The organism is Planomonospora algeriensis, from assembly GCF_977012225.1.
On record NZ_CDRNDK010000075.1, the window covers coordinates 1 to 19,124 of the forward strand.

General features: G+C 71.3%; 14 protein-coding genes and 3 pseudogenes. 5 read left to right on the top strand and 12 right to left on the bottom strand.

Annotated features, from left to right (window positions below):
- The 5 genes and pseudogenes from alaS to ACWJ6R_RS11120 all read right to left on the bottom strand — a co-directional run.
- Positions 1–2,479 (bottom strand): annotated as a pseudogene (gene alaS, locus ACWJ6R_RS11100) (alanine--tRNA ligase); the annotation flags it as partial.
- A gap of 1 nt (position 2,480) precedes the next feature.
- Positions 2,481–2,735: a hypothetical protein gene (locus ACWJ6R_RS11105; protein ID WP_068895379.1), complete on the bottom strand. Its 255-nt coding sequence runs from the start codon at positions 2,733–2,735 to the stop codon at positions 2,481–2,483.
- Positions 2,732–3,124 carry a DUF948 domain-containing protein gene (locus tag ACWJ6R_RS11110; protein ID WP_449062136.1) on the bottom strand — a complete coding sequence of 131 codons (393 nt, stop codon included), beginning with the start codon at positions 3,122–3,124 and terminating at the stop codon, positions 2,732–2,734. The genes ACWJ6R_RS11105 and ACWJ6R_RS11110 overlap by 4 nt, the downstream gene beginning before the upstream one ends.
- Positions 3,125–3,291: 167 nt before the next feature.
- Positions 3,292–4,611: a replication-associated recombination protein A gene (locus ACWJ6R_RS11115; protein ID WP_449062137.1), complete on the bottom strand. Its 1,320-nt coding sequence runs from the start codon at positions 4,609–4,611 to the stop codon at positions 3,292–3,294.
- A gap of 78 nt (positions 4,612–4,689) precedes the next feature.
- Positions 4,690–5,151, bottom strand: coding sequence for a DUF2231 domain-containing protein (locus ACWJ6R_RS11120; RefSeq protein WP_449062138.1), 462 nt, complete (start codon positions 5,149–5,151; stop codon positions 4,690–4,692).
- Between the two features lie 198 nt (positions 5,152–5,349).
- Between ACWJ6R_RS11120 and ACWJ6R_RS11125 the strand changes: the two genes are divergently transcribed.
- From ACWJ6R_RS11125 to ACWJ6R_RS11135, 3 genes are all read left to right on the top strand, one after another.
- A complete protein-coding gene (locus ACWJ6R_RS11125; RefSeq protein ID WP_449062139.1) occupies positions 5,350–5,508 on the top strand; it encodes a hypothetical protein in 159 nt (52 codons plus the stop codon).
- The gene (locus ACWJ6R_RS11130; RefSeq protein WP_449062140.1) at positions 5,508–6,239 is read left to right on the top strand and encodes a peptidylprolyl isomerase; all 732 of its coding nucleotides are present in this window, start codon (positions 5,508–5,510) and stop codon (positions 6,237–6,239) included. Before ACWJ6R_RS11125 ends, ACWJ6R_RS11130 begins: the two co-directional genes overlap by 1 nt.
- A 196-nt stretch (positions 6,240–6,435) precedes the next feature.
- Positions 6,436–7,656: a cytochrome P450 family protein gene (locus ACWJ6R_RS11135; RefSeq protein ID WP_449062141.1), complete on the top strand. Its 1,221-nt coding sequence runs from the start codon at positions 6,436–6,438 to the stop codon at positions 7,654–7,656.
- A gap of 59 nt (positions 7,657–7,715) precedes the next feature.
- On the opposite strand, the pseudogene aspS reads toward ACWJ6R_RS11135, so the two are convergent.
- The 3 genes and pseudogenes from aspS to ACWJ6R_RS11150 all read right to left on the bottom strand — a co-directional run bounded on the left by aspS (position 7,716) and on the right by ACWJ6R_RS11150 (position 11,432).
- Positions 7,716–9,472: pseudogene (gene aspS, locus ACWJ6R_RS11140) on the bottom strand (aspartate--tRNA ligase).
- Positions 9,469–10,731 carry a histidine--tRNA ligase gene (gene hisS, locus ACWJ6R_RS11145; protein ID WP_449062142.1) on the bottom strand — a complete coding sequence of 421 codons (1,263 nt, stop codon included), beginning with the start codon at positions 10,729–10,731 and terminating at the stop codon, positions 9,469–9,471. The pseudogene aspS and the gene hisS overlap by 4 nt, the downstream one beginning before the upstream one ends.
- 5 nt (positions 10,732–10,736) lie before the next feature.
- Positions 10,737–11,432 carry an MBL fold metallo-hydrolase gene (locus ACWJ6R_RS11150; protein WP_191897686.1) on the bottom strand — a complete coding sequence of 232 codons (696 nt, stop codon included), beginning with the start codon at positions 11,430–11,432 and terminating at the stop codon, positions 10,737–10,739.
- Between the two features lie 148 nt (positions 11,433–11,580).
- Between ACWJ6R_RS11150 and ACWJ6R_RS11155 the strand changes: the two genes are divergently transcribed.
- Positions 11,581–12,423, top strand: coding sequence for a peptidylprolyl isomerase (locus tag ACWJ6R_RS11155; RefSeq protein ID WP_449062143.1), 843 nt, complete (start codon positions 11,581–11,583; stop codon positions 12,421–12,423).
- Positions 12,424–12,470: 47 nt separating this feature from the next.
- A complete protein-coding gene (locus tag ACWJ6R_RS11160) occupies positions 12,471–13,721 on the top strand; it encodes a DUF349 domain-containing protein (RefSeq protein ID WP_449062144.1) in 1,251 nt (416 codons plus the stop codon).
- Between the two features lie 96 nt (positions 13,722–13,817).
- On the opposite strand, the pseudogene ACWJ6R_RS11165 reads toward ACWJ6R_RS11160, so the two are convergent.
- The 4 genes and pseudogenes from ACWJ6R_RS11165 to secD form a co-directional block, all read right to left on the bottom strand.
- Positions 13,818–16,015, bottom strand: a pseudogene (locus ACWJ6R_RS11165) (RelA/SpoT family protein).
- A gap of 237 nt (positions 16,016–16,252) precedes the next feature.
- The gene (locus ACWJ6R_RS11170; RefSeq protein WP_449062145.1) at positions 16,253–16,771 is read right to left on the bottom strand and encodes an adenine phosphoribosyltransferase; all 519 of its coding nucleotides are present in this window, start codon (positions 16,769–16,771) and stop codon (positions 16,253–16,255) included.
- Positions 16,772–16,881: 110 nt separating this feature from the next.
- Positions 16,882–17,910, bottom strand: a complete 1,029-nt coding sequence (gene secF / locus ACWJ6R_RS11175) for a protein translocase subunit SecF (RefSeq protein ID WP_449062146.1) — start codon at positions 17,908–17,910, stop codon at positions 16,882–16,884.
- The coding region (gene secD / locus ACWJ6R_RS11180; RefSeq protein WP_449062147.1) for a protein translocase subunit SecD at positions 17,910–19,124 on the bottom strand (1,215 nt) is incomplete at its 5' end. The genes secF and secD, both read right to left, overlap by 1 nt.

A 19,124-nucleotide genomic window follows, 5' to 3' on the forward strand; every position in this document is an offset into this window, starting at 1 on the left:
TGACCGGCCGGTCGCCGGGCACCCCCCGCGACCACGACGACCGCGGCGCGGTCGGCCGGGAAGCGGCCTCGCACGTCCAGGGCGAGCTTGCGCAGGTCGTCGGCGGAGGTGCCGTCGGGCGCGCGGTGCGTCACGACGGAGACCCCGTGCACGTCGCGGCTCCCGCGGCCAGCTCGCCGGCGACGGCGAGCACCTGGGCCGAGCGGAGCCGCTCCAGGTCCTTCTCCGCGGTGCGCAGCCGCGTCACGATGCCCTCGATGCGCTCGGGCAGCTCCTCGCGGCGCGCCTTGAGCTGCTCCGACAGCTGGGCCACCAGCACGCTCTCGCGGGCCAGGAAGCGGAAGGCGTCCAGGCCGACCAGGGCCTCCACGCGGCGCACCCCGGCGCCGATCGAGGACTCGCCCAGCACCTTGACCAGACCGAGCTGGCCGGAGCTGGCGACGTGGGTGCCGCCGCAGAGCTCGCGGGAGTAGTCGCCGACCTCGACGATGCGGACGGTCTCGCCGTACTTCTCGCCGAACAGCGCCAGCGCGCCCATCGCCCGGGCCTCGGCCTGGGAGGTGTGGAAGGCGTTGACCTGCAGGTCGTTGATGAGGATGGCGTTGACCTCGTCCTCGACGTCGCGCAGCACGCTGGGCGGCACGGCCCCGGCGGCGGTGAAGTCGAAGCGGAAGCGGCCGGGGGAGTTCTCCGAGCCGGCCTGCGCCGCCGTCTCGCCCAGCGCGTTGCGGAAGCCGCGGTGCACCATGTGGGTGGCGGTGTGGCTGCGGGAGATGGCCCGGCGGCGCTCGACGTCGATCTCGGCCTGGACCTGGTCGCCCACCCGGATCTCGCCGCCGCGGACCTTGCCGCGGTGCACGACGAGGCCCGCGACCGGCGACTGCACGTCCACGACCTCGACCTCGGCGCCGTCGGCCCGGATGACGCCCTGGTCGGCGAGCTGGCCGCCGCCCTCGGCGTAGAACGGGGTGCGGCCCAGCACGACCTCGACCGTGGTGCCCGCGCCCGCCGCCGGAACGGAGGCCCCGTCGACGAGCAGGCCGACGACCTCGGACTCGGCGCTCACCTGGTCGTAGCCGAGGAACTCGACCTTGCCGGCCTTCTCCAGGATCTGCCCGAACACCGAGATGTCGGCGTTGCCGGTCTTCTTGGCGGCGGCGTCGGCCTTGGCGAGGTCGCGCTGCTCCTTCATCAGCCGGCGGAAGCCCTCCTCGTCGACCTTGAGGCCCTGCTCGGAGGCCATCTCCAGGGTCAGGTCGATCGGGAAGCCGTAGGTGTCGTGGAGCCGGAAGGCCTGGTCGCCGGAGAGCACCGTCGCCGACTTGCGCTTGGTCTCCTCCACGGCCGCGTCGAAGATCGCGGTGCCGGTGCGCAGGGTGCCGAGGAAGGAGGCCTCCTCGGCGTCGATGATGCCGTGGATCTGCGGGGCGTCGGCCTTGAGCTCGGGGTACAGCTCGCCCATCACGTCGATCGCGACCGCGGTGAGCTCGTGCATGTAGCGGTCCTCGCCGGAGCCGAGCAGGCGCAGGTTGCGGATCGAGCGGCGCAGGATGCGGCGGAGCACGTAGCCCCGGCCCTCGTTGCCGGGCAGCACGCCGTCGGCGACCAGCATGGTGCCGGTGCGGACGTGGTCGGCGACCACGCGCAGGCTGACGTCGGCGCGCTCGTCGCGGCCGTAGCGGGTCTTGGTGAGCTCGGCGGCGCGGTCGAGGATCTTGTAGGTGGTGTCGATCTCGTAGATGTTGTCGACGCCCTGCAGGATCGCGGCCATGCGCTCCAGGCCCATGCCGGTGTCGACGCTCTTGGCGGGCAGGTCGCCGAGGATCGGGAAGCCCTCCTTGCCGCCGCCCGCGCCGCGCTCGAACTGCATGAAGACGTTGTTCCACACCTCGAGGTAGCGGTTCTCGTCGGCGATCGGGCCGCCCTCGCGGCCGTACTCCGGGCCCCGGTCGTAGTAGATCTCGGTGCACGGGCCGCAGGGGCCGGGCACGCCCATCGACCAGAAGTTGTCGGCCATGCCCCGGCGCTGGATGCGCTCGGCGGGCACGCCCACCTTCTTGTTCCAGAGCTCGGCGGCCTCGTCGTCGTCGTGGTAGACGGTGACCCAGAGCCGGTCCTCGGGGAAGCCGAACCCGCCGTCGGCCTCGGAGCGGGTCAGCAGCTCCCAGGCGAACGGGATCGCGTCGTCCTTGAAGTAGTCGCCGAAGGAGAAGTTTCCGAGCATCTGGAAGAACGTGGCGTGCCGGGTGGTCTTGCCGACCTCGTCGATGTCCGGGGTGCGCACGCACTTCTGCACGCTCGCCGCCCGCTTGTAGGGGGGCGTGCGCTGGCCCAGGAAGTAGGGCTTGAAGGGGACCATGCCCGCGGGGACCAGAAGCAGCGTCGGGTCCTCGGCGATCAGGCTGGCCGAGGGCACGACGGTGTGCCCACGCTCCTCGAAGAAGCGCAGGAAGCGGCGGGCGATCTCTGCCGACTCCATGTCAGCGGCCATCCTTTACGTCGTAGTGATAGGTGTTTTCCACACTGTCGAGCCCGAATCGGGACCGCAACTCGGTTTCCTTCCGGGCCGCGCCGTCCAGCGCGTCCGCGGCCACGTCGCGGGCCTGGTCCAGGAGGCCGGAGGCGCCCCGGGCCGCGCGCCGCGCCAGGTGGTTCGGGTGCAGTTCGGCCAGCCTACGCCTGACCCACAGCGCGCCGAACGCGCCCAGGGACATGTAGAACAGTCTCCGGATCACCGCCGCCGCCTCTCCAGCGCCCGGGCGCCGGACGCGGCCCGCCCGCGGGCGCCGATGGCCCGCCGGAGGCCGTGGCCGAGCGCCACCGCCTTGATCATAGGGCCGGTCACCAGGACCTGTGCGACGCCGCTGACCTTGGCCGCGTGCCCGCTGACCTGCTTGACGTCGCGGACGATGGCCTCGACGGCGACGAGCTGGCGGTTCGTCTCGTTGACGGTGACGGCCGCGTCCTCCAGCAGCGGCACCGCCCGGTCGCTCAGCTCGGAGACCATCTTGGTGGTCTCGGTGAGCAGCCGGGACAGCTTGAGCAGGACCACGGCCAGGAAGCAGACCAGGACCACCCAGGCCACGGCCACGATCAGGCCGGCGACCTCTCCTGCGGTAAGCATGCGCCGATCTCCCTGTCTACCCGGCTGGAATGGCAAGACCCTATCGCGTCTCGCCCCGTTCCCCCGGCATGCCGCGTCACGACGGGCTTCTCCGCATATGCGGAGCCGATCCGGGAGAGGCCACGGAGCCGGTCGCCGCGGGCGGATCCGCCGCAGGATGGAACCCCCTAACCTGCCTGACCGCCCCGGAGGAAGGCCCGGATCCTGGCCCAGCGGTCCGCGAAACCCGCCTCGGCGCCGTGCCGGGTGGGCCGGTAGTAGCGGCGGCCGCGCAGCGGCTCGGGCAGGTAGTCCTGGCGGACCAGGCCGTGCTCGAAGTCGTGCGGGTAGCGGTAGCCCTGCCCGTGGCCGAGCTTCGCGGCTCCCGGGTAGTGGGCGTCGCGCAGGTGGCCGGGGACCTGGCCGATGTCTCCGCGGCGCACGTCCGCCGCGGCCGCGTCGACGGCGGTGATCACCGCGTTGGACTTGGGCGCCAGCGCGCAGTGGATCACCGCCTGGGCGAGGTTGAGCCGCCCCTCCGGCAGCCCGATGAACTCCACCGCCTGGGCCGCGGCCACCGCCGTCTGCAGGCAGGTGGGGTCGGCCATGCCGACGTCCTCGGAGGCGAAGATCACGATACGGCGGGCGATGAACCGGGGGTCCTCCCCCGCCTCGACCATGCGGGCCAGGTAGTGCAGGGCGGCGTCGGCGTCGGAGCCGCGCATGCTCTTGATGAAGCCGCTGACCACGTCGTAGTGCTGGTCGCCCTGGCGGTCGTAGCGGACGGCCGCCTTGTCCACCGCGCGCTCCACCGTCTCGACGGTGATCTCCCCGTCGGCGATCAGCGCGGCGGCCTCCAGGTAGGTGAGCGAGCGGCGGGCGTCCCCGCCCGCCAGCCGTACCAGGTGGTCGGCGGCCTCGGGGTCGAGCCGGACCCGCCCGTCCAGGCCCCGGGGGTCGGCGACCGCCCGCTCCAGCACCGTGCGGACGTCGTCGCCGGACAGGGGTTCCAGGGTGAGCAGCAGGGAGCGGGAGAGCAGCGGGGAGATCACCGAGAAGAACGGGTTCTCCGTGGTCGCGCCGATGAAGGTGACCCAGCGGTTCTCCACCGCGGGCAGCAGGGCGTCCTGCTGGGCCTTGTTGAACCGGTGCACCTCGTCGACGAACAGCACGGTCTGCCGGCCGGACATGCCCAGCTCGCGGCGGGCCTGCTCGATGGCGGCGCGGACCTCCTTGACGCCGGCCGACACCGCGGACACCTCCACGAACCGGCGCTCGGTCACCCCCGCCACGACGTAGGCGAGGGTGGTCTTGCCGGTGCCGGGCGGCCCCCACAGGAACAGGGACATCGGCGCCTCGGCCTCGACCAGCCGGCGCAGCGGGGTGCCCGGGCCGAGCAGGTGGCGCTGGCCGACCACCTCGTCCAGGCCGCACGGGCGCATGCGCACCGCGAGCGGCTGCTGGCCGCGGTGTGCCTCCTCCGCCGCCGAATCGAACAGGCTGTCCACGCCCCGACAGTACCGCCGCCGCGGGGAATCAGCTTCCCCAGACGGCCGCGACCCCGCTGTGACCGGCGCCGCGGGGGATCAGCTTCCCCAGACGGCCACGGCCCCGCTGTGACCGGCGCGGACCACGTAGTAGACCGCCACCACCGCCAGGAGCACGGTGAGACCGGAGACGGCGATCTCCACCGGCCGGCCGTACCGGGCGGCGCGCACGACGTGCAGCATGCCCAGCGAGGCCAGTCCGAGGGCGAGGACGGCCAGCACCAGCGGTCCGCCGAAGCTCTCGTGCTCGGCGATGCGCTCGCCCAGCTGCCCTCCGGCGGAGGAGAACCGGCCGTTCTTCAGCTCGGCGCCGCTCTGCCTGGCCGCGAAGGCGGCGGGAGGAGCGGCCACGGCCAGCCCGAGGACCGCCCAGCCCAGGGCGGCGCGGGTGCGCGGGGCCAGCGCGTAGACGGCCGCCGCCACCGCCAGCAGCGGCGTCAGCACCACGGTCGCGTGGATGATCAGGGGGTGGGCGGGGAGGCCCAGGATCTCGTTGAACATGAGGTGACTCCGGTCGTGCGCGGCTGGCGTGGTCGTCGCCAGACCGGAATCCCATCACGGCGGGGATCTGGAACGTGTAAAGACCTCCGGGATCTCCTCTCTCCTCCCCTCCCGCCCCTTACATCCACCACACTCCGGGGCCGGTACGCTTTCGCGGAGTCAACAGTCATACAGATGGTGATCCTGGAGGACATAGCGGTGAGCGGCGAAGACCGCCAGAGCCAGCTGGCGCGGGAGCACAAGGAGCGTCAGGCCCGACGTGCCGAGCAGGCGGGCAAGGCCAAGCGGAACACCTTCATCGGAGCCGGCGCCGCGGTGGTGGTCGTGGTCGGAGGCGTGATCGCCGCCTCGACCTGATGGGAGGGAGCGGCGACGAGGAGCCGGTGGCCGCCCAGACGCCGGTCCCGTCGGAGAGCGCCTCCACCCCTGCGGCGCCCGACCTCACCGCCTCGGCCAAGCCGGGCGCCACCACTTGCGAGTACCGCAAGGACACCACCGGCAGCCCGGCCAAGTTCGTGGGCTACCCGCCCAAGAAGCCGAACCTGGACCTGAAGACGATGACGATCACCACCAACCACGGTGACATCGTGATCGACCTGGTGACCTCGGCGACCCCCTGCACCGTCAACTCGCTGGCGTTCCTGGCGAAGAAGAACTTCTACGACGGCACCAAGTGCCACCGGCTGGCCACCCCGGAGAACTCCGGACTCGGCCTGCTGCAGTGCGGCGACCCGCAGGCCAAGGCCGACGGCAAGAACCCCACCGACGGCCAGGGCAGCTCCGGCTACGTCTTCAACGACGAGAACCTGGGCGGCCTGTCGTACGGCAGGGGCACCATCGCCCTGGCCCAGGCCCCCGACGCGGCCAACCAGAACGGCAGCCAGTTCTGGATCTCCTACAGCAACGAGACCGCCCAGCTGGACGCCGGCCCGGCCTACACGCCGTTCGGCACCGTCTCCAAGGGCATGGAGATCATCGACAAGATCGTCGCCGGCGGGTGGATCACCAACGAGGCCGACATCACCGGAGACGGTGGCTCCCACGCCCCCAAGATCCCGGTGCTCATCAAGGACGTCAAGCTCTCCTGAGCCCGCACGCGCGGACGCCCCGGCGGTGGAGGACCCACCGCCGGGGCGTCCGCGTTCCCCGCGCGGGCGGCCCGCGCCGGTGGTCTCCTCGCCACCGGCCGCCGACGCCTGTGATCCCCGTCACATCGACGCGCTCCTCCCCGCCTCTGGTCCAAGCTGGAGGGAGGGGACGTCCGAACCGTGACGAGGAGCACCGATGCCGGAGCCGACGACGGAGAGACTGCCGTTCGAGTTCATGCTCAGCCCGGAGTTCGGGCGCGACCCGTACACCGAGTACGGCGGGCTGCGCGAGCGGGGGCCGGTCCACGCGATCGACTTCCCGCGCGGGGTGCCGGCGTTCGTGGTGATCGACCACGAACACGGCCGCCAGGCGCTGACCGACCCGCGGCTGGCCAAGGGCCTCGGCCACGCGCCGGACTTCTTCCGGGACGCCGTCGTGCGGGGCAACCCGGCGCTCGCCAGGAACATGCTCAACAGCGACCCGCCGGACCACACGCGCCTGCGCCGCCTGGTCGCCGGGGCCTTCACCGCGCGGCGGACCGCGAACCTGGCCCCCCGGATCCAGGAGATCGCCGACCGGCTGGTCGACACGATGGAGGCCGCGGGCCGGGCCGACCTCCTCGACGACTTCGCCTTCCCGCTGCCGATCACCGTGATCTGCGAGCTGCTGGGCGTGCCCGCCGCCGACCGGGCCGATTTCCGCGAGTGGTCGGCCAGCCTGATCACCCCCGCGTTCACCGAGGAGGCCGCCAGGCGGCGCGACGAGGTGAACGCCGCCGTCCGCGCCTACTTCGCCCGGCTCATCGACGAGCGGCGGCGGACCCCCCGGGACGACATGATCAGCGCGCTGGTCACCGCCCGCGACGAGGACGGGCTGCTGAGCGAGCAGGAGCTGCTCGCCACGCTCACGCTGCTGCTCATCGCCGGGCACGAGACCACGGTCAACCTCATCGGCAACGGCATGCTGGCGCTGCTGACCCACCCCGGGCAGCTCGGCCTCCTGCGGGAGCGGCCCGAGCTGCTGCCGGGCGCGATCGAGGAGTTCCTCCGCTACGAAGGGCCGGTGGAGCGGGCCACGTTCCGCTTCGCCACCGAGGACATGGAGATCGCCGGCGTCCCGGTGCCCAAGGGCAGCGTGGTGCACGTCTCGCTCGGCGCGGCGGGCCGCGACCCGGCGGCGTTCGACGACCCCGACACGCTGGACGTCACCCGCACCGACAACCACCACCTCGCCTTCGGCCACGGCGTCCACTTCTGCCTGGGCGCCCCGCTGGCCCGGCTGGAGGCGCGGATCGCCTTCGAGACGTTGCTGCGCCGGCTGCCTGGCCTCAGGCTCGCCTGCCCGCCCGAGGAGGTGGCCTGGCGCCGGACCGGCTCGCTCATCCGCGGCCTGCAGGCGCTGCCCATCCGCTTCTGACGCGAAGGAGCCCCGGCGGGCGTCGTCCGCCCGCCGGGGCTCCTCCGGCATGCCCGAGGTCAGGCCTCGGCCGCCTCCTTGGGCTTGACGTCGACGCCCGCCTCCTTGCGCTGCTCACCCGTGATCGGGGTGGGCGCGCCGGTCAGCGGGTCGAAGCCGGAGGCCGTCTTCGGGAAGGCGATCACGTCGCGGATCGAGTCGCCGCCGGCCAGCAGCATGCAGACCCGGTCCCAGCCGTAGGCGATGCCGCCGTGCGGCGGCGGGCCGTACTTGAACGCCTCCAGCAGGAAGCCGAACTTGCTCTCGGCCTCCTCCTTGGAGATGCCGAGCACGTCGAAGACGCGCTGCTGCATCTCGGCGCGGTGGATCCGGATCGAGCCGCCGCCGATCTCCATGCCGTTGCAGACCATGTCGTAGGCGTAGGCCAGCGCCTCGCCCGGGTTGTCCTGGAAGGTGTCGGCCCACTCGGGCTTGGGGCCGGTGAACGGGTGGTGCACCGCGGTCCAGCCGGACTGGCGGCCGACGTCGTCGTAGACGGGCTCGAACATGGGCGCGTCGACGACCCAGAGGAAGTTCCACGCCGACTCGTCGATCAGGCCGCAGCGGCGGCCGATCTCCAGGCGGGCCGCGCCGAGCAGGTCGCGGGAGTCGGCGGGCTTGCCGGCCGCGAAGAAGATCGCGTCGCCGGGCTCGGCGCCCACCTTCGCGGCCAGGCCCGCGGCTTCGGTCTCCGACAGGTTCTTGGCGACCGGGCCGCCGAGCGTGCCGTCCTCGCCGACCAGCACGTAGGCCAGGCCCCGGGCCCCGCGCGACTTGGCCCACTCCTGCCAGCCGTCCAGCTCCTTGCGGGTCTGGGAGGCGCCGCCCGGCATCACCACGGCGCCGACGTACGGCGCCTGGAAGACGCGGAAGCTCGTCTCGGCGAAGAACTCCGTCATCTCGACCAGCTCGCAGCCGAACCGCAGGTCCGGCTTGTCCGAGCCGTAGCGGGCCATGGCCTCGGCGTAGGTCATCCGGGGCAGCGGCACCGGCAGCTCGTAGCCGATCGTCTCCTTCCAGATGCGGCCGATCAGCGCCTCGCCCAGGGCGATCACGTCGTCCTGGTCCACGAAGGACATCTCGATGTCGATCTGGGTGAACTCCGGCTGCCGGTCGGCGCGCAGGTCCTCGTCGCGGTAGCACTTGGCGAGCTGGTAGTAGCGCTCCAGGCCGGCGACCTGCAGGAGCTGCTTGAACAGCTGCGGCGACTGCGGCAGGGCGTACCAGTTGCCCGGCTGGAGGCGGACCGGCACCAGGAAGTCGCGGGCGCCTCGGGCGTGGAGCGGGTGAGCGTCGGGGTCTCGACGTAGACGAACCCGTGCTCGTTCATCACCTCGTTGGCCAGGTAGGTGGCCTTGGAGCGGATCCGCATGGCGTGGGCGACCTGCTGGCGGCGGATGTCGAGGTAGCGGTACTTCAGCCGCGCCTCCTCGGACACGCCTGCTGTGCCCTCGATGGGGAACGGCAGCGGCGCGGACTCGCTCAGCACCTCCACCTCGGAGGCGACGACCTCGATCGCGCCGGTCGGCAGGTCGGGGTTCTCGTTGCCCGCGGGCCGGACCCGCACCTCCCCGACGACCTTCACGCAGTATTCGGCACGCAGGCCGTGCGCGTCGTCCTCCTCGCGGAAGACCACCTGTGCCGAGCCCGAGGCGTCCCGCAGGTCGATGAAGACCACACCGCCGTGGTCACGGCGGCGCGCCACCCATCCGGCCAGCGTCACCTGCTCCCCCGCGTGCTGCTCGCGCAGCGATCCCGCGGTGTGCGTGCGAATCACGAAAACTTCCCCTTCAGGATGTCGACGACCTCGGCCAACGGCACCTCGGTCTGCTCTGCGGTGGTCAGGTCCTTCAGCTGTACGGCCTGCGCCTCGAGGTCGCGGCCGCCCAGGATCAGCGCGTAGCGGGCCCCGGAGCGGTCGGCGCCCTTCATGGCCCCCTTGACGCCCTTGCCGCCGAACGACATGTCGGCGGCCAGGCCGGCCCGTCGCAGCTCGGCGACGAGCCGGAACATCCGGCGGCGCGCCTCCTCCCCCAGCGGCACACCGTACACCTGTACCCGCCGGTGCGCGGTGTCCTCCTCCAGCAGCCCTTCGGCCTCCATGGCCAGGATCGTCCGGTCCACACCGAGGGCCCAGCCGACGCTCGGCAGCGCCGGGCCGCCGATCATCTCACTCAGCCCGTCGTAGCGGCCGCCGCCGCCGACCGCCGACTGCGAGCCCAGGCCGTCGTGGACGAACTCGAAGGTGGTGCGCGTGTAGTAGTCGAGGCCGCGGACCAGCCGCGGGTCGTCGGTGTAGGCCAGGCCGGCGGCGGCCAGCAGGGAGCGGACCTCCTCGTGGTAGGCCTTGCACGCCTCGCACAGGTGGTCGACGACCAGGGGCGCGCCGGCGAGCTGCGCCTGCACCTCGGGCCGCTTGTCGTCCAGCACGCGCAGCGGGTTGATCTCGATCCGGGCCCGGGTGGGCTCGTCCAGGTCGAGGGCGCGCAGGAACTCCTGGAGCGCGGCGCGGTAGGCGGGGCGGCACTCCTTGCAGCCCAGCGTGTTGAGCAGCAGCCGCACCCCGGTCAGGCCCAGGGCGGCGAAGCCGTCGGCGGCCAGCAGGATCAGCTCGGCGTCCAGCGCCGGGTCCTCGGCGCCGAGGGCCTCGGCGCCGACCTGCGAGAAGTGGCGGTAGCGGCCCTTCTGCGCGCGCTCGTAGCGGAACTGGCTCCCGGAGTACCAGAGCTTGACCGGGAGCTGCCCGTTGTGCAGGCCGTGCTGGAGGACGGCCCGCACGACCGGCGCGGTGCCCTCCGGGCGCAGCGTGATGGAGCGCCCGCCCTTGTCGGTGAAGGTGTACATCTCCTTGGAGACGACGTCGGTCGACTCCCCGACACCGCGGATGAACAGCGCGGTGTCCTCGAAGGTCGGCGTCTCGATGTAGCCGTAGCCCGCGCGGCGGACCGGGGCGACGAGCGCCTCGCGCACGGCGAGGACCCGCTCGGAACGCGGTGGCAGCCAGTCGAAGGTGCCCTTGGGCGCCTGGAAGCTCATGGTCTCTAGATTCCCCTGGTGGGACCGGCGAACGGGGCGGCCTCCGCGAGATACGGGTTGGTGGCGCGCTCGGTGCCGATCGTGGTCTGTGGTCCGTGGCCGGGCAGGACCGCCGTGTCGTCCGGCAGCGGCAGGCACTTGGCCGCCAGGCTGCGCAGGATGGTCGGGTAGTCACCGCCCGGGAGGTCGGTGCGGCCGATGGAGCCGGCGAACAGCAGGTCGCCCGAGAACATCACGTCCGGGATCTCGTCCGTGCGGGGCAGCCTGAACGTCACCGACCCCCTGGTATGGCCCGGCGTGTGGTCGACGGTGAGCTCCAGGCCGGCCAGGTGGAGCACCTCGCCGTCGGCGAGCTCGCGCACGTCGTCCGGCTCGGTGAAGGTCAGCCCGCCGAACAGCTGCTGGCGCGTCGCCAGCGACAGTCCCTTGCCCGGGTCCGAGAGCAGCTCGCGGTCCTCGGGGTGGATCCACGCCGGCACGTCCCGGGCGCCGCAGACCGGGGCGACCGACCACATGTGGTCGAGGTGACCGTGGGTGACCAGCACGGCGACCGGCTTGAGGCGGTGCTCGCGCAGCACGTCGTCCAGGTCGCCGACGGCGTTCTGCCCCGGATCGACGATGACGCACTCCTCGCCGGCGGCGGGAGCGACGACGTAGCAGTTGGTCTGGAACGACCCTGCGGGAAAGCCGGCGATGAGCATCTGCCTCAGCTGTCTCGTCAAGAAAGCGGATGGGAATGTAACCGAAGGGTACCGGTGAGGGTCTGCGGGCTGCGAATCATGACCCTCCGGCCGATACGATTCGCCCACCTCGATATCTGAACACTCCGGCACCCGGGAGGGCGAAGCGGTGAGCGGCAAGGACCGCCAGAAGCAACTGGCTCGCGAGCACTACGAGCGGCAGACGCAGCGACGCGCGGAGCGCGAGGCCAGGGCCAAGCGAATGACGATCATCGGGAGCAGCGTGGCCACCGTGGTGGTCGTGGGCGCCGTCGTCGCCGCGACCGTGCTGCTCGGAGGCGAGGACCCGGCCGTCTCGGCGAGCCCGGAGCCCTCCGCGTCGGCGAGCCAGGCCGCGGCCGACCCCAAGGCCTTCGACCCGGCCACCGGCACCTGCGGCTACATCGCCTCCCCCGGCGGCGTGGTCAAGGACGTCGGCACGCCCCCGGCCAAGGTGGACACCTCTCCCAAGGCGATGACCCTGAAGACCAACCGGGGCGACATCGTCATCGAGCTGGACGCCGCCAAGACCCCCTGCACGGTCGGCTCCTTCGCCTTCCTGGCGGAGAAGGACTACTTCGACGGGACCAAGTGCCACCGGCTGGGCTCCGAGCAGTTCCCGGTCCTGCAGTGCGGCGACCCGCTGGCCAAGGCCGACGGCAAGGGCGCCACCGACGGCCAGGGCGGCCCCGGATACCGTTTCGTGGACGAGAACCTCACCGGCGCCAAGTACACCCGCGGCGTGGTGGCCATGGCCAACAGCGGCCCCAACACCAACGGCAGCCAGTTCTTCATCGTGTACGGCGACGCCGAGCTGGGCCCGAACTACACGCCGTTCGGTACGGTTACCAAGGGCCTGGAGATCGTCGACAAGGTGAACAAGGGCGGCGTCATCACTCCGGGAGCCGACGGCACCGGAGCCCCGAAGGAAACCGTTGAGATCAAAGACGTGACAATGTCATCCAAGAGCTGACGTAATACAACCAAACACATCCGGGGCCGACGGTCCTGGGAGGGCTGATGAAAGTGCGGGAGGACACGGTGAGCACCGACCCGTGGGGCCGGGTAGACGACGACGGCACCGTCTACGTGCGTACGGCTGAGGGAGAGCGGGCCGTCGGGTCCTGGCAGGCCGGCGAACCGGAGGAGGCGCTCGCCTACTTCCGCCGCAAGTTCGACGAGCTGGCCGGGCAGGTCACGCTGCTGGAGCAGCGGGTCCGCGGCACCGACCTGGCCCCCGCCCAGGCCGAGGCGACGGTCGCCAAGCTCCGCGAGTCCATCACCGACGCCCACGCCGTCGGCGACCTGGACTCGCTGCTGAAGCGGCTGGACGCCCTCACCGAGCTGGTGGGCCAGCGCCGAGAGGAGGTCAAGGCCGCCCGCGAGGTGGCCCGCGCCGAGGCCAAGGCCGTCAAGGAGCGGATCGTCGCCGAGGCCGAGAGCGTGGCGGAGTCCACCACCCACTGGAAGACGGGCGGCGAGCGCCTGCGTCAGCTGGTGGAGGAGTGGAAGGCCGCCGAGCGCATCGACCGGGTCACCGAGGCGGCGCTGTGGAAGCGCCTGTCGGCCGCCCGCACGGCCTTCGCCAAGCGCCGCAAGGCCTACTTCGCGGGGCTGGACGAGCAGCGCGAGGGCATCCGCTCCACCAAGGAGCGGATCGTCGCCGAGGCGGAGGCCCTGGCCTCCTCCACCGACTGGGGCGCCACCGCGTCGGCCTACCGCGAGCTGATGCGGCAGTGGAAGACGGCGGGCCGGGCCTCCCGCGAGGTCGAGGACGAGCTCTGGAACCGGTTCAAGGCCGCCCAGGACCAGTTCTTCCAGGCCCGCTCCGCGGTCTTCGCCGAGCGGGACGCCTCGTTCGCGGCCAACGCCGAGGTCAAGGAGCGGCTCCTGACCGAGGCTGAGCGGATCCTCCCGGTCACCGACGCCCGCGCCGCCCGGGCCGCCCTGCGCGGCATCCTGGAGCGCTGGGAGGAGGCCGGTCCCGTCCCGCGCGAGCAGCGCGACCGGCTGGAGGGCGGGCTGCGCAAGGTCGACGACGCGGTCCGCAAGGCCGAGGAGGCGGAGTGGAAGCGCTCCAACCCCGAGGCCCGTGCCCGTGCCCAGAACACGGTGGACCAGCTCCGCAAGTCCATCGAGCAGCTGGAGGCCCGCCTGGCCAAGGCCTCGGCCGCGGGCAAGGACAAGGACGTCAAGGACGCGGAGGAGGCGCTGACCGCCCGCCGCTCCTGGCTGGAGGAGGCCGAGCGCACGCTCGCCGAGTTCTCCTGACCGGCTGAACCCGACCCGGGGGCGCGTCCTGTTCGCAGGGCGCGCCCCCGGTCCGTCCTCCGGCCCGGAGCGGGGGGATCCGGCGGGAACCGCCCGTCAGGACCCGGCGCCGCTCACCCGGTAGACGTCGTAGACGCCCTGGATGTTGCGGACGGCCTTCAGGACGTGGCCCAGGTGCTTGGGGTCGCCCATCTCGAAGGTGAACTTGCTGATCGCGACCCGGTCGCGGGAGGTCGTCACCGACGCCGACAGGATGTTCACATGCTGGTCGGACAGGGTCCGGGTGACGTCCGACAGCAGGCGGGGCCGGTCCAGCGCCTCCACCTGGATGGCCACGAGGAAGACCGAGTCGTCCCCGGGCGACCAGGCGACCTGCACCAGCCGGTCCGGCTCGGACCTGAGCTGCTCCACGTTGGGGCAGTTGCTGCGGTGCACCGACACGCCGTGCCCGCGGGTGACGAAGCCGACGATCTCGTCCCCGGGGACCGGGGTGCAGCAGCGCGAGAGCCGTACCCAGACGTCGGAGTCGCCGGCCACCACCACGCCCGCGCCGCCGCCGCCCGCGCGGGGGCGGCCGCGCAGCTTGGTCGGGACGGCCGCCTCGGCGATGTCCTCCTCGGCGCCCTCCACTCCCCCGATGGACTGCACCAGCTTCTGCACGACCGTCTGGGCGGCCGTGTGGCCCTCTCCGACGGCCGCGTAGAGGGAGGAGACGTCCGGGTAGCGCAGCTCCCTGGCGAGCGTCAGCAGGGACTCTCCGGACATCAGGCGCTGCAGCGGCAGCCCCTGCTTGCGCATGGCGCGGCCGATGGCCTCCTTGCCCGCCTCGATCGCGGTCTCGCGGCGCTCCTTGGAGAACCACTGACGGATCTTGTTGCGGGCCCGGCCGGACTTGACGAACTTCAGCCAGTCGCGGGACGGGCCCGCGTCGGGCGACTTGGAGGTGAAGATCTCGACGGTGTCGCCGTTGCTCAGCCGGGACTCCAGCGGCACCAGGCGGCCGTTGACCCGGGCGCCGATGCAGCGGTGGCCGACCTCGGTGTGCACGGCGTAGGCGAAGTCGACCGGGGTCGCGCCCTCCGGCAGGGCCATGACCTGGCCTCTGGGGGTGAAGACGTAGACCTCGGAGACCGACAGGTCGAAGCGGAGCGACTCCAGGAACTCGCCCGGGTCGGCGGTCTCCTTCTGCCAGTCCAGGAGCTGGCGGAGCCAGGCCATGTCGCCGGCGCTCTTCAGCTTCGTCCCCGCGGGCCCGGAGGTGTTCATCTCCTCCTTGTACTTCCAGTGCGCGGCGACGCCGTACTCGGAGCGGTGGTGCATGGCGTGGGTGCGGATCTGCAGCTCCACCGGCTTGCCCTCAGGACCGATCACCGTGGTGTGCAGCGACTGGTACATGTTGAACTTGGGCATCGCGATGTAGTCCTTGAACCGGCCGGGCACCGGGTTCCACCGCGCGTGGATCGTTCCGAGGGCGGCATAGCAGTCGCGGACCGTGTCCACCAGCACCCGGATGCCGACCAGGTCGTAGATGTCGTCGAACGCGACGTCACGGGCGATCATCTTCTGGTAGACCGAGTAGTAGTGCTTGGGCCGTCCCTTGACCACCGCGCGGATCTTCGCCTCCCGCAGGTCGGCGAAGACCTTCTCGATGACCTCCTGCAGGAACAGGTCCCTGCGCGGGCCCGCTCCGACACCATCCGGGCGATCTCGTCGTAGCGCTTGGGGTAGAGCATGGCGAACGCGAGATCCTCCAGCTCCCACTTGATGGTGTTCATCCCCAGCCGGTGGGCGAGCGGCGCGAAGATCTCCAGCGTCTCGCGGGACTTCTGCTGCCGCTTGTGCTCCGGCAGGTAGCGCATGGTGCGCATGTTGTGCAGCCGGTCGGCGAGCTTGATGATCAGCACCCGGATGTCGCGGCTCATCGCGACGACCATCTTGCGCACGGTCTCGGCCTGGGCGGCGTCGCCGAACTTGACCTTGTCGAGCTTGGTCACGCCGTCGACCAGCAGCGCGATGTTGTCGCCGAAGTCGGTGCGGAGCTCGTCCAGGCTGTAGGCGGTGTCCTCGACGGTGTCGTGCAGCAGCGCCGCGCAGAGCGTCTCGTCGTCGGTGCCCAGCTCGGCCAGGATCGTCGCCACGGCCAGCGGGTGCGTGATGTACGGATCACCGCTCTTGCGCTTCTGATCGCGGTGGTGGTAGGCCGCCACGTCGTAGGCCCGCTCGATCAGCCGCAGGTCCGCCTTCGGATGGGTCGCGCGGACCGTCCGGAACAGCGGTTCAAGAACCGGGTTCATGGCGCCACCCCATTGCCCCCCAAAGCGGGCGAGCCTACGCCGCACCGCCGGTTTCTCCTCGGTGGCTCCGGACATGGCGGAACCGGCGTCGACTGCCGGGACGGCCATCTCGGAACCGCCTTCGTCGGCGGTCACGTCGGGCACGACCACATCACGGGGCACTCAGACTCCTCACGTTCGAGTCCAGATCCCTCAGTGTATCCAGACCCGCACGGCCACTTCCCCCGGCGGGGTGGATCAGACGACCACGAGGGGGTGCACTTCCACCCCGTCGAGCAGCTCCCGCCCCTTGAGGAAGGCCAGTTCCATCAGTACGGCGACGGCCACGACCTCGGCTCCCGTCCTGCGGACCAGTTCCACCGTCGCGCGCGCCGTACCTCCGGTGGCGAGCACGTCGTCGACGATCAGGACCCGGTCGCCCGGGGCGAACGCGTCCCGGTGGATCTCGATGACCGCGGAGCCGTACTCCAGATCGTAGGACGCGTCGAAGGTCTCGGAGGGCAGTTTGCCCTTTTTGCGCACCGGGACGAACCCGGCGCCGGCCTTGTAGGCCGCCGGGGCGCCCAGGATGAACCCCCTGGCCTCGATACCGACGATCTTGTCCACCTCGTGCAGCCCCGCCAGTTCGTCCGTCACCGCGGCGAACGCCTCGGGATCGGCGAGCAGCGGGGTGATGTCCTTGAACATCACCCCCGGCTTCGGGTAGTCGGGCACATCGCGGATCCGGTCCAGGATCAGCCGGCTCAGGTCACTCATGATCCACCCCTGCGGGAAAGAGGCCGCCGGCGAAAGGGCCGTCGGCGAGAACGAGGAAAACGCCTCCGCCCCCCCGCGGACGGGAGGCGGAGGCGCGATCTCGTACGGGACTACTTCTTCTTGCGCTTCTCGCCGCCGGACCCGGTGGCGGCTCCGGCCGCCACCGGCTGGCGCGCGGCCTTGGCTCCGGCCCCGCCGCCCGTGGCGGCGAGCCTGCGGGCGATCGCCTGGTAGCGCGGCTCGCGCTCCTTCAGCGTCACCAGCAGCGGCGTCGCCACGCACAGCGAGGAGTACGTGCCGACGATCATGCCGACGAACAGCGCCAGCGACAGATCCTTCAGCGTGCCCGCGCCGAACAGCGTGGTGCCGATGAACAGGATCGCCGCCACCGGCAGGATCGCCACCAGGGTGGTGTTCAGCGAGCGGATCAGCGTGTGGTTCAGCGCGTCGTTGGCGGCCTGCGTGTAGGTGACCTTCGAGGTCGTGCCGAGCTTGGCGGTGACCTCCTTGATCATGTCGAACACGACGACCGCGTCGTACAGCGAATAGCCGAGGATCGTCAGGAAGCCCAGCAGGGTCGCCGGGGTGACCTCGAACTGGGACCACGCGTAGACGCCCGCGGTGATCACCAGGTCGTGGAGCAGCGCCACGATGGCGGCCAGCGCCATCTTCCACTCGAAGGCCATCGTCAGGTACAGGATGATCGCCAGCATGAAGACGATCAGACCGATGACGGCCTTGTCGGCGACCTGGCCGCCCCACGTGGCGCCGATCACCTGGAGGGTGACGTCGTTCTGCTGGAGACCGAAGTCACCGGCGACGGTCTTCTGGAGCTCGGTCACCTGCTCGGCGGGGAGACTCTCGGTGGTGACCCGCCAGCCGCTGTTGGTCTGCTGGACGATGGGGTGCACCCCGGCGTCACCGAAGGTCTCGCGGACCTGTTCGATGCTCGCCGTCGGCGCCTTGAAGGAGAACACCGACCCGCCCTTGAACTCCACGCCCAGTTTCAGGCCGTTGACCACCAGGCCGGCGATGGAGATGATCAGCAGGACGGCGGACAGACCGTACCAGAGCTTCTGCTTGCCGACGAAGTCGACGTTGATCTCGCCCCGGTACAGGCGGCTTACGAGGCCGGCCATCATGCCTCCTGCGGAACGGTGGTGGGGCCGGCGGACGGTCCGATGCTCATGCGCTCGGCGTCCAGGCCGGAGAGGGGATGGCCCTTGGCGAAGAACTTGAGCCGGGCCAGCAGGGCGACGAACGGCTTGGTGAACATGAACACCACGACGATGTCGATGAGGGTGGTCAGGCCCATCGCGAACGCGAACCCGGCCACGCCGCCGACCGCCAGGAAGTACAGCACCAGGGCGGCGATGAACATGACCGCGTCGGCGATCAGGATCGTGCGCCGGGCGCGGACCCAGGCGATCTCGACGGCCGAGCGCAGCGTGCGGCGGCCCTCCTTCATCTCGTCGCGGATGCGTTCGAAGTAGACGATGAACGAGTCCGCGGTGATGCCGATCGAGACGATCAGGCCGATGATGTGCGGGAGCGAGAGGCGGAAGCCCGCGAAGTGGCCGAGCAGCACCACCGACTGGTAGGTCAGCACCGAGGCGACCACGAGGCTCAGCACCGAGACGGCGCCCAGTCCGCGGTAGTAGATCATCGAGTAGATCACCACGAGGCCCAGGCCGATCGCGCCGGCGATGAGGCCGCCGCGCAGCTGGTCGGCGCCCAGGGTGGAGGAGACCTCCTCGATCGAGCTCTTCTCGAACTTCAGCGGCAGCGCGCCGTACTTGAGCTGGTTGGCCAGCTCGGTGGCGGTCACCTGGGTGAAGCTGCCGGAGATCTGCGCGCGGCCGCCGGTGATGGGCTCCTGGATGACCGGCGCGGAGATGACCACGCCGTCCAGGACCATGGCGACCTGGTTGCGCGGGGCCTCGGAGTTGAAGGCGGTGGTGGTGACCTTGGACCACTGGTCCGGCCCCGAGCCCTTGAAGGAGAGCTGGACGAGCCACTCACCGGTGCTCGGCTCCACGCCCGAGGTGGCGCTGTCGATGGCGGTGCCGGTCACGGCCGCCTTCTCCAGCACGTACTTGGCGCTGCCGTCCTGGTCACAGGCGACGAACTGCTTGTTCGGGTCGTCCTGAGCGCCCTGGCCCTTGTCCTTCTTGGAGCAGTCGAGCTCCTGGAACTGCTTGAGCACCGCCGGGTCGATGCCGGTGGTGTCGACGCCCGCCAGCGGGTCCTCGGGGGCGGCGCTCCCGGTCGGCGCGGCCGACGGGGCGGCAGACGGGCTCGCCTCGCCCTTCGCGGAACCGGTCGCCTTGGCGGTCGGCTCGGCCTTCCCCGG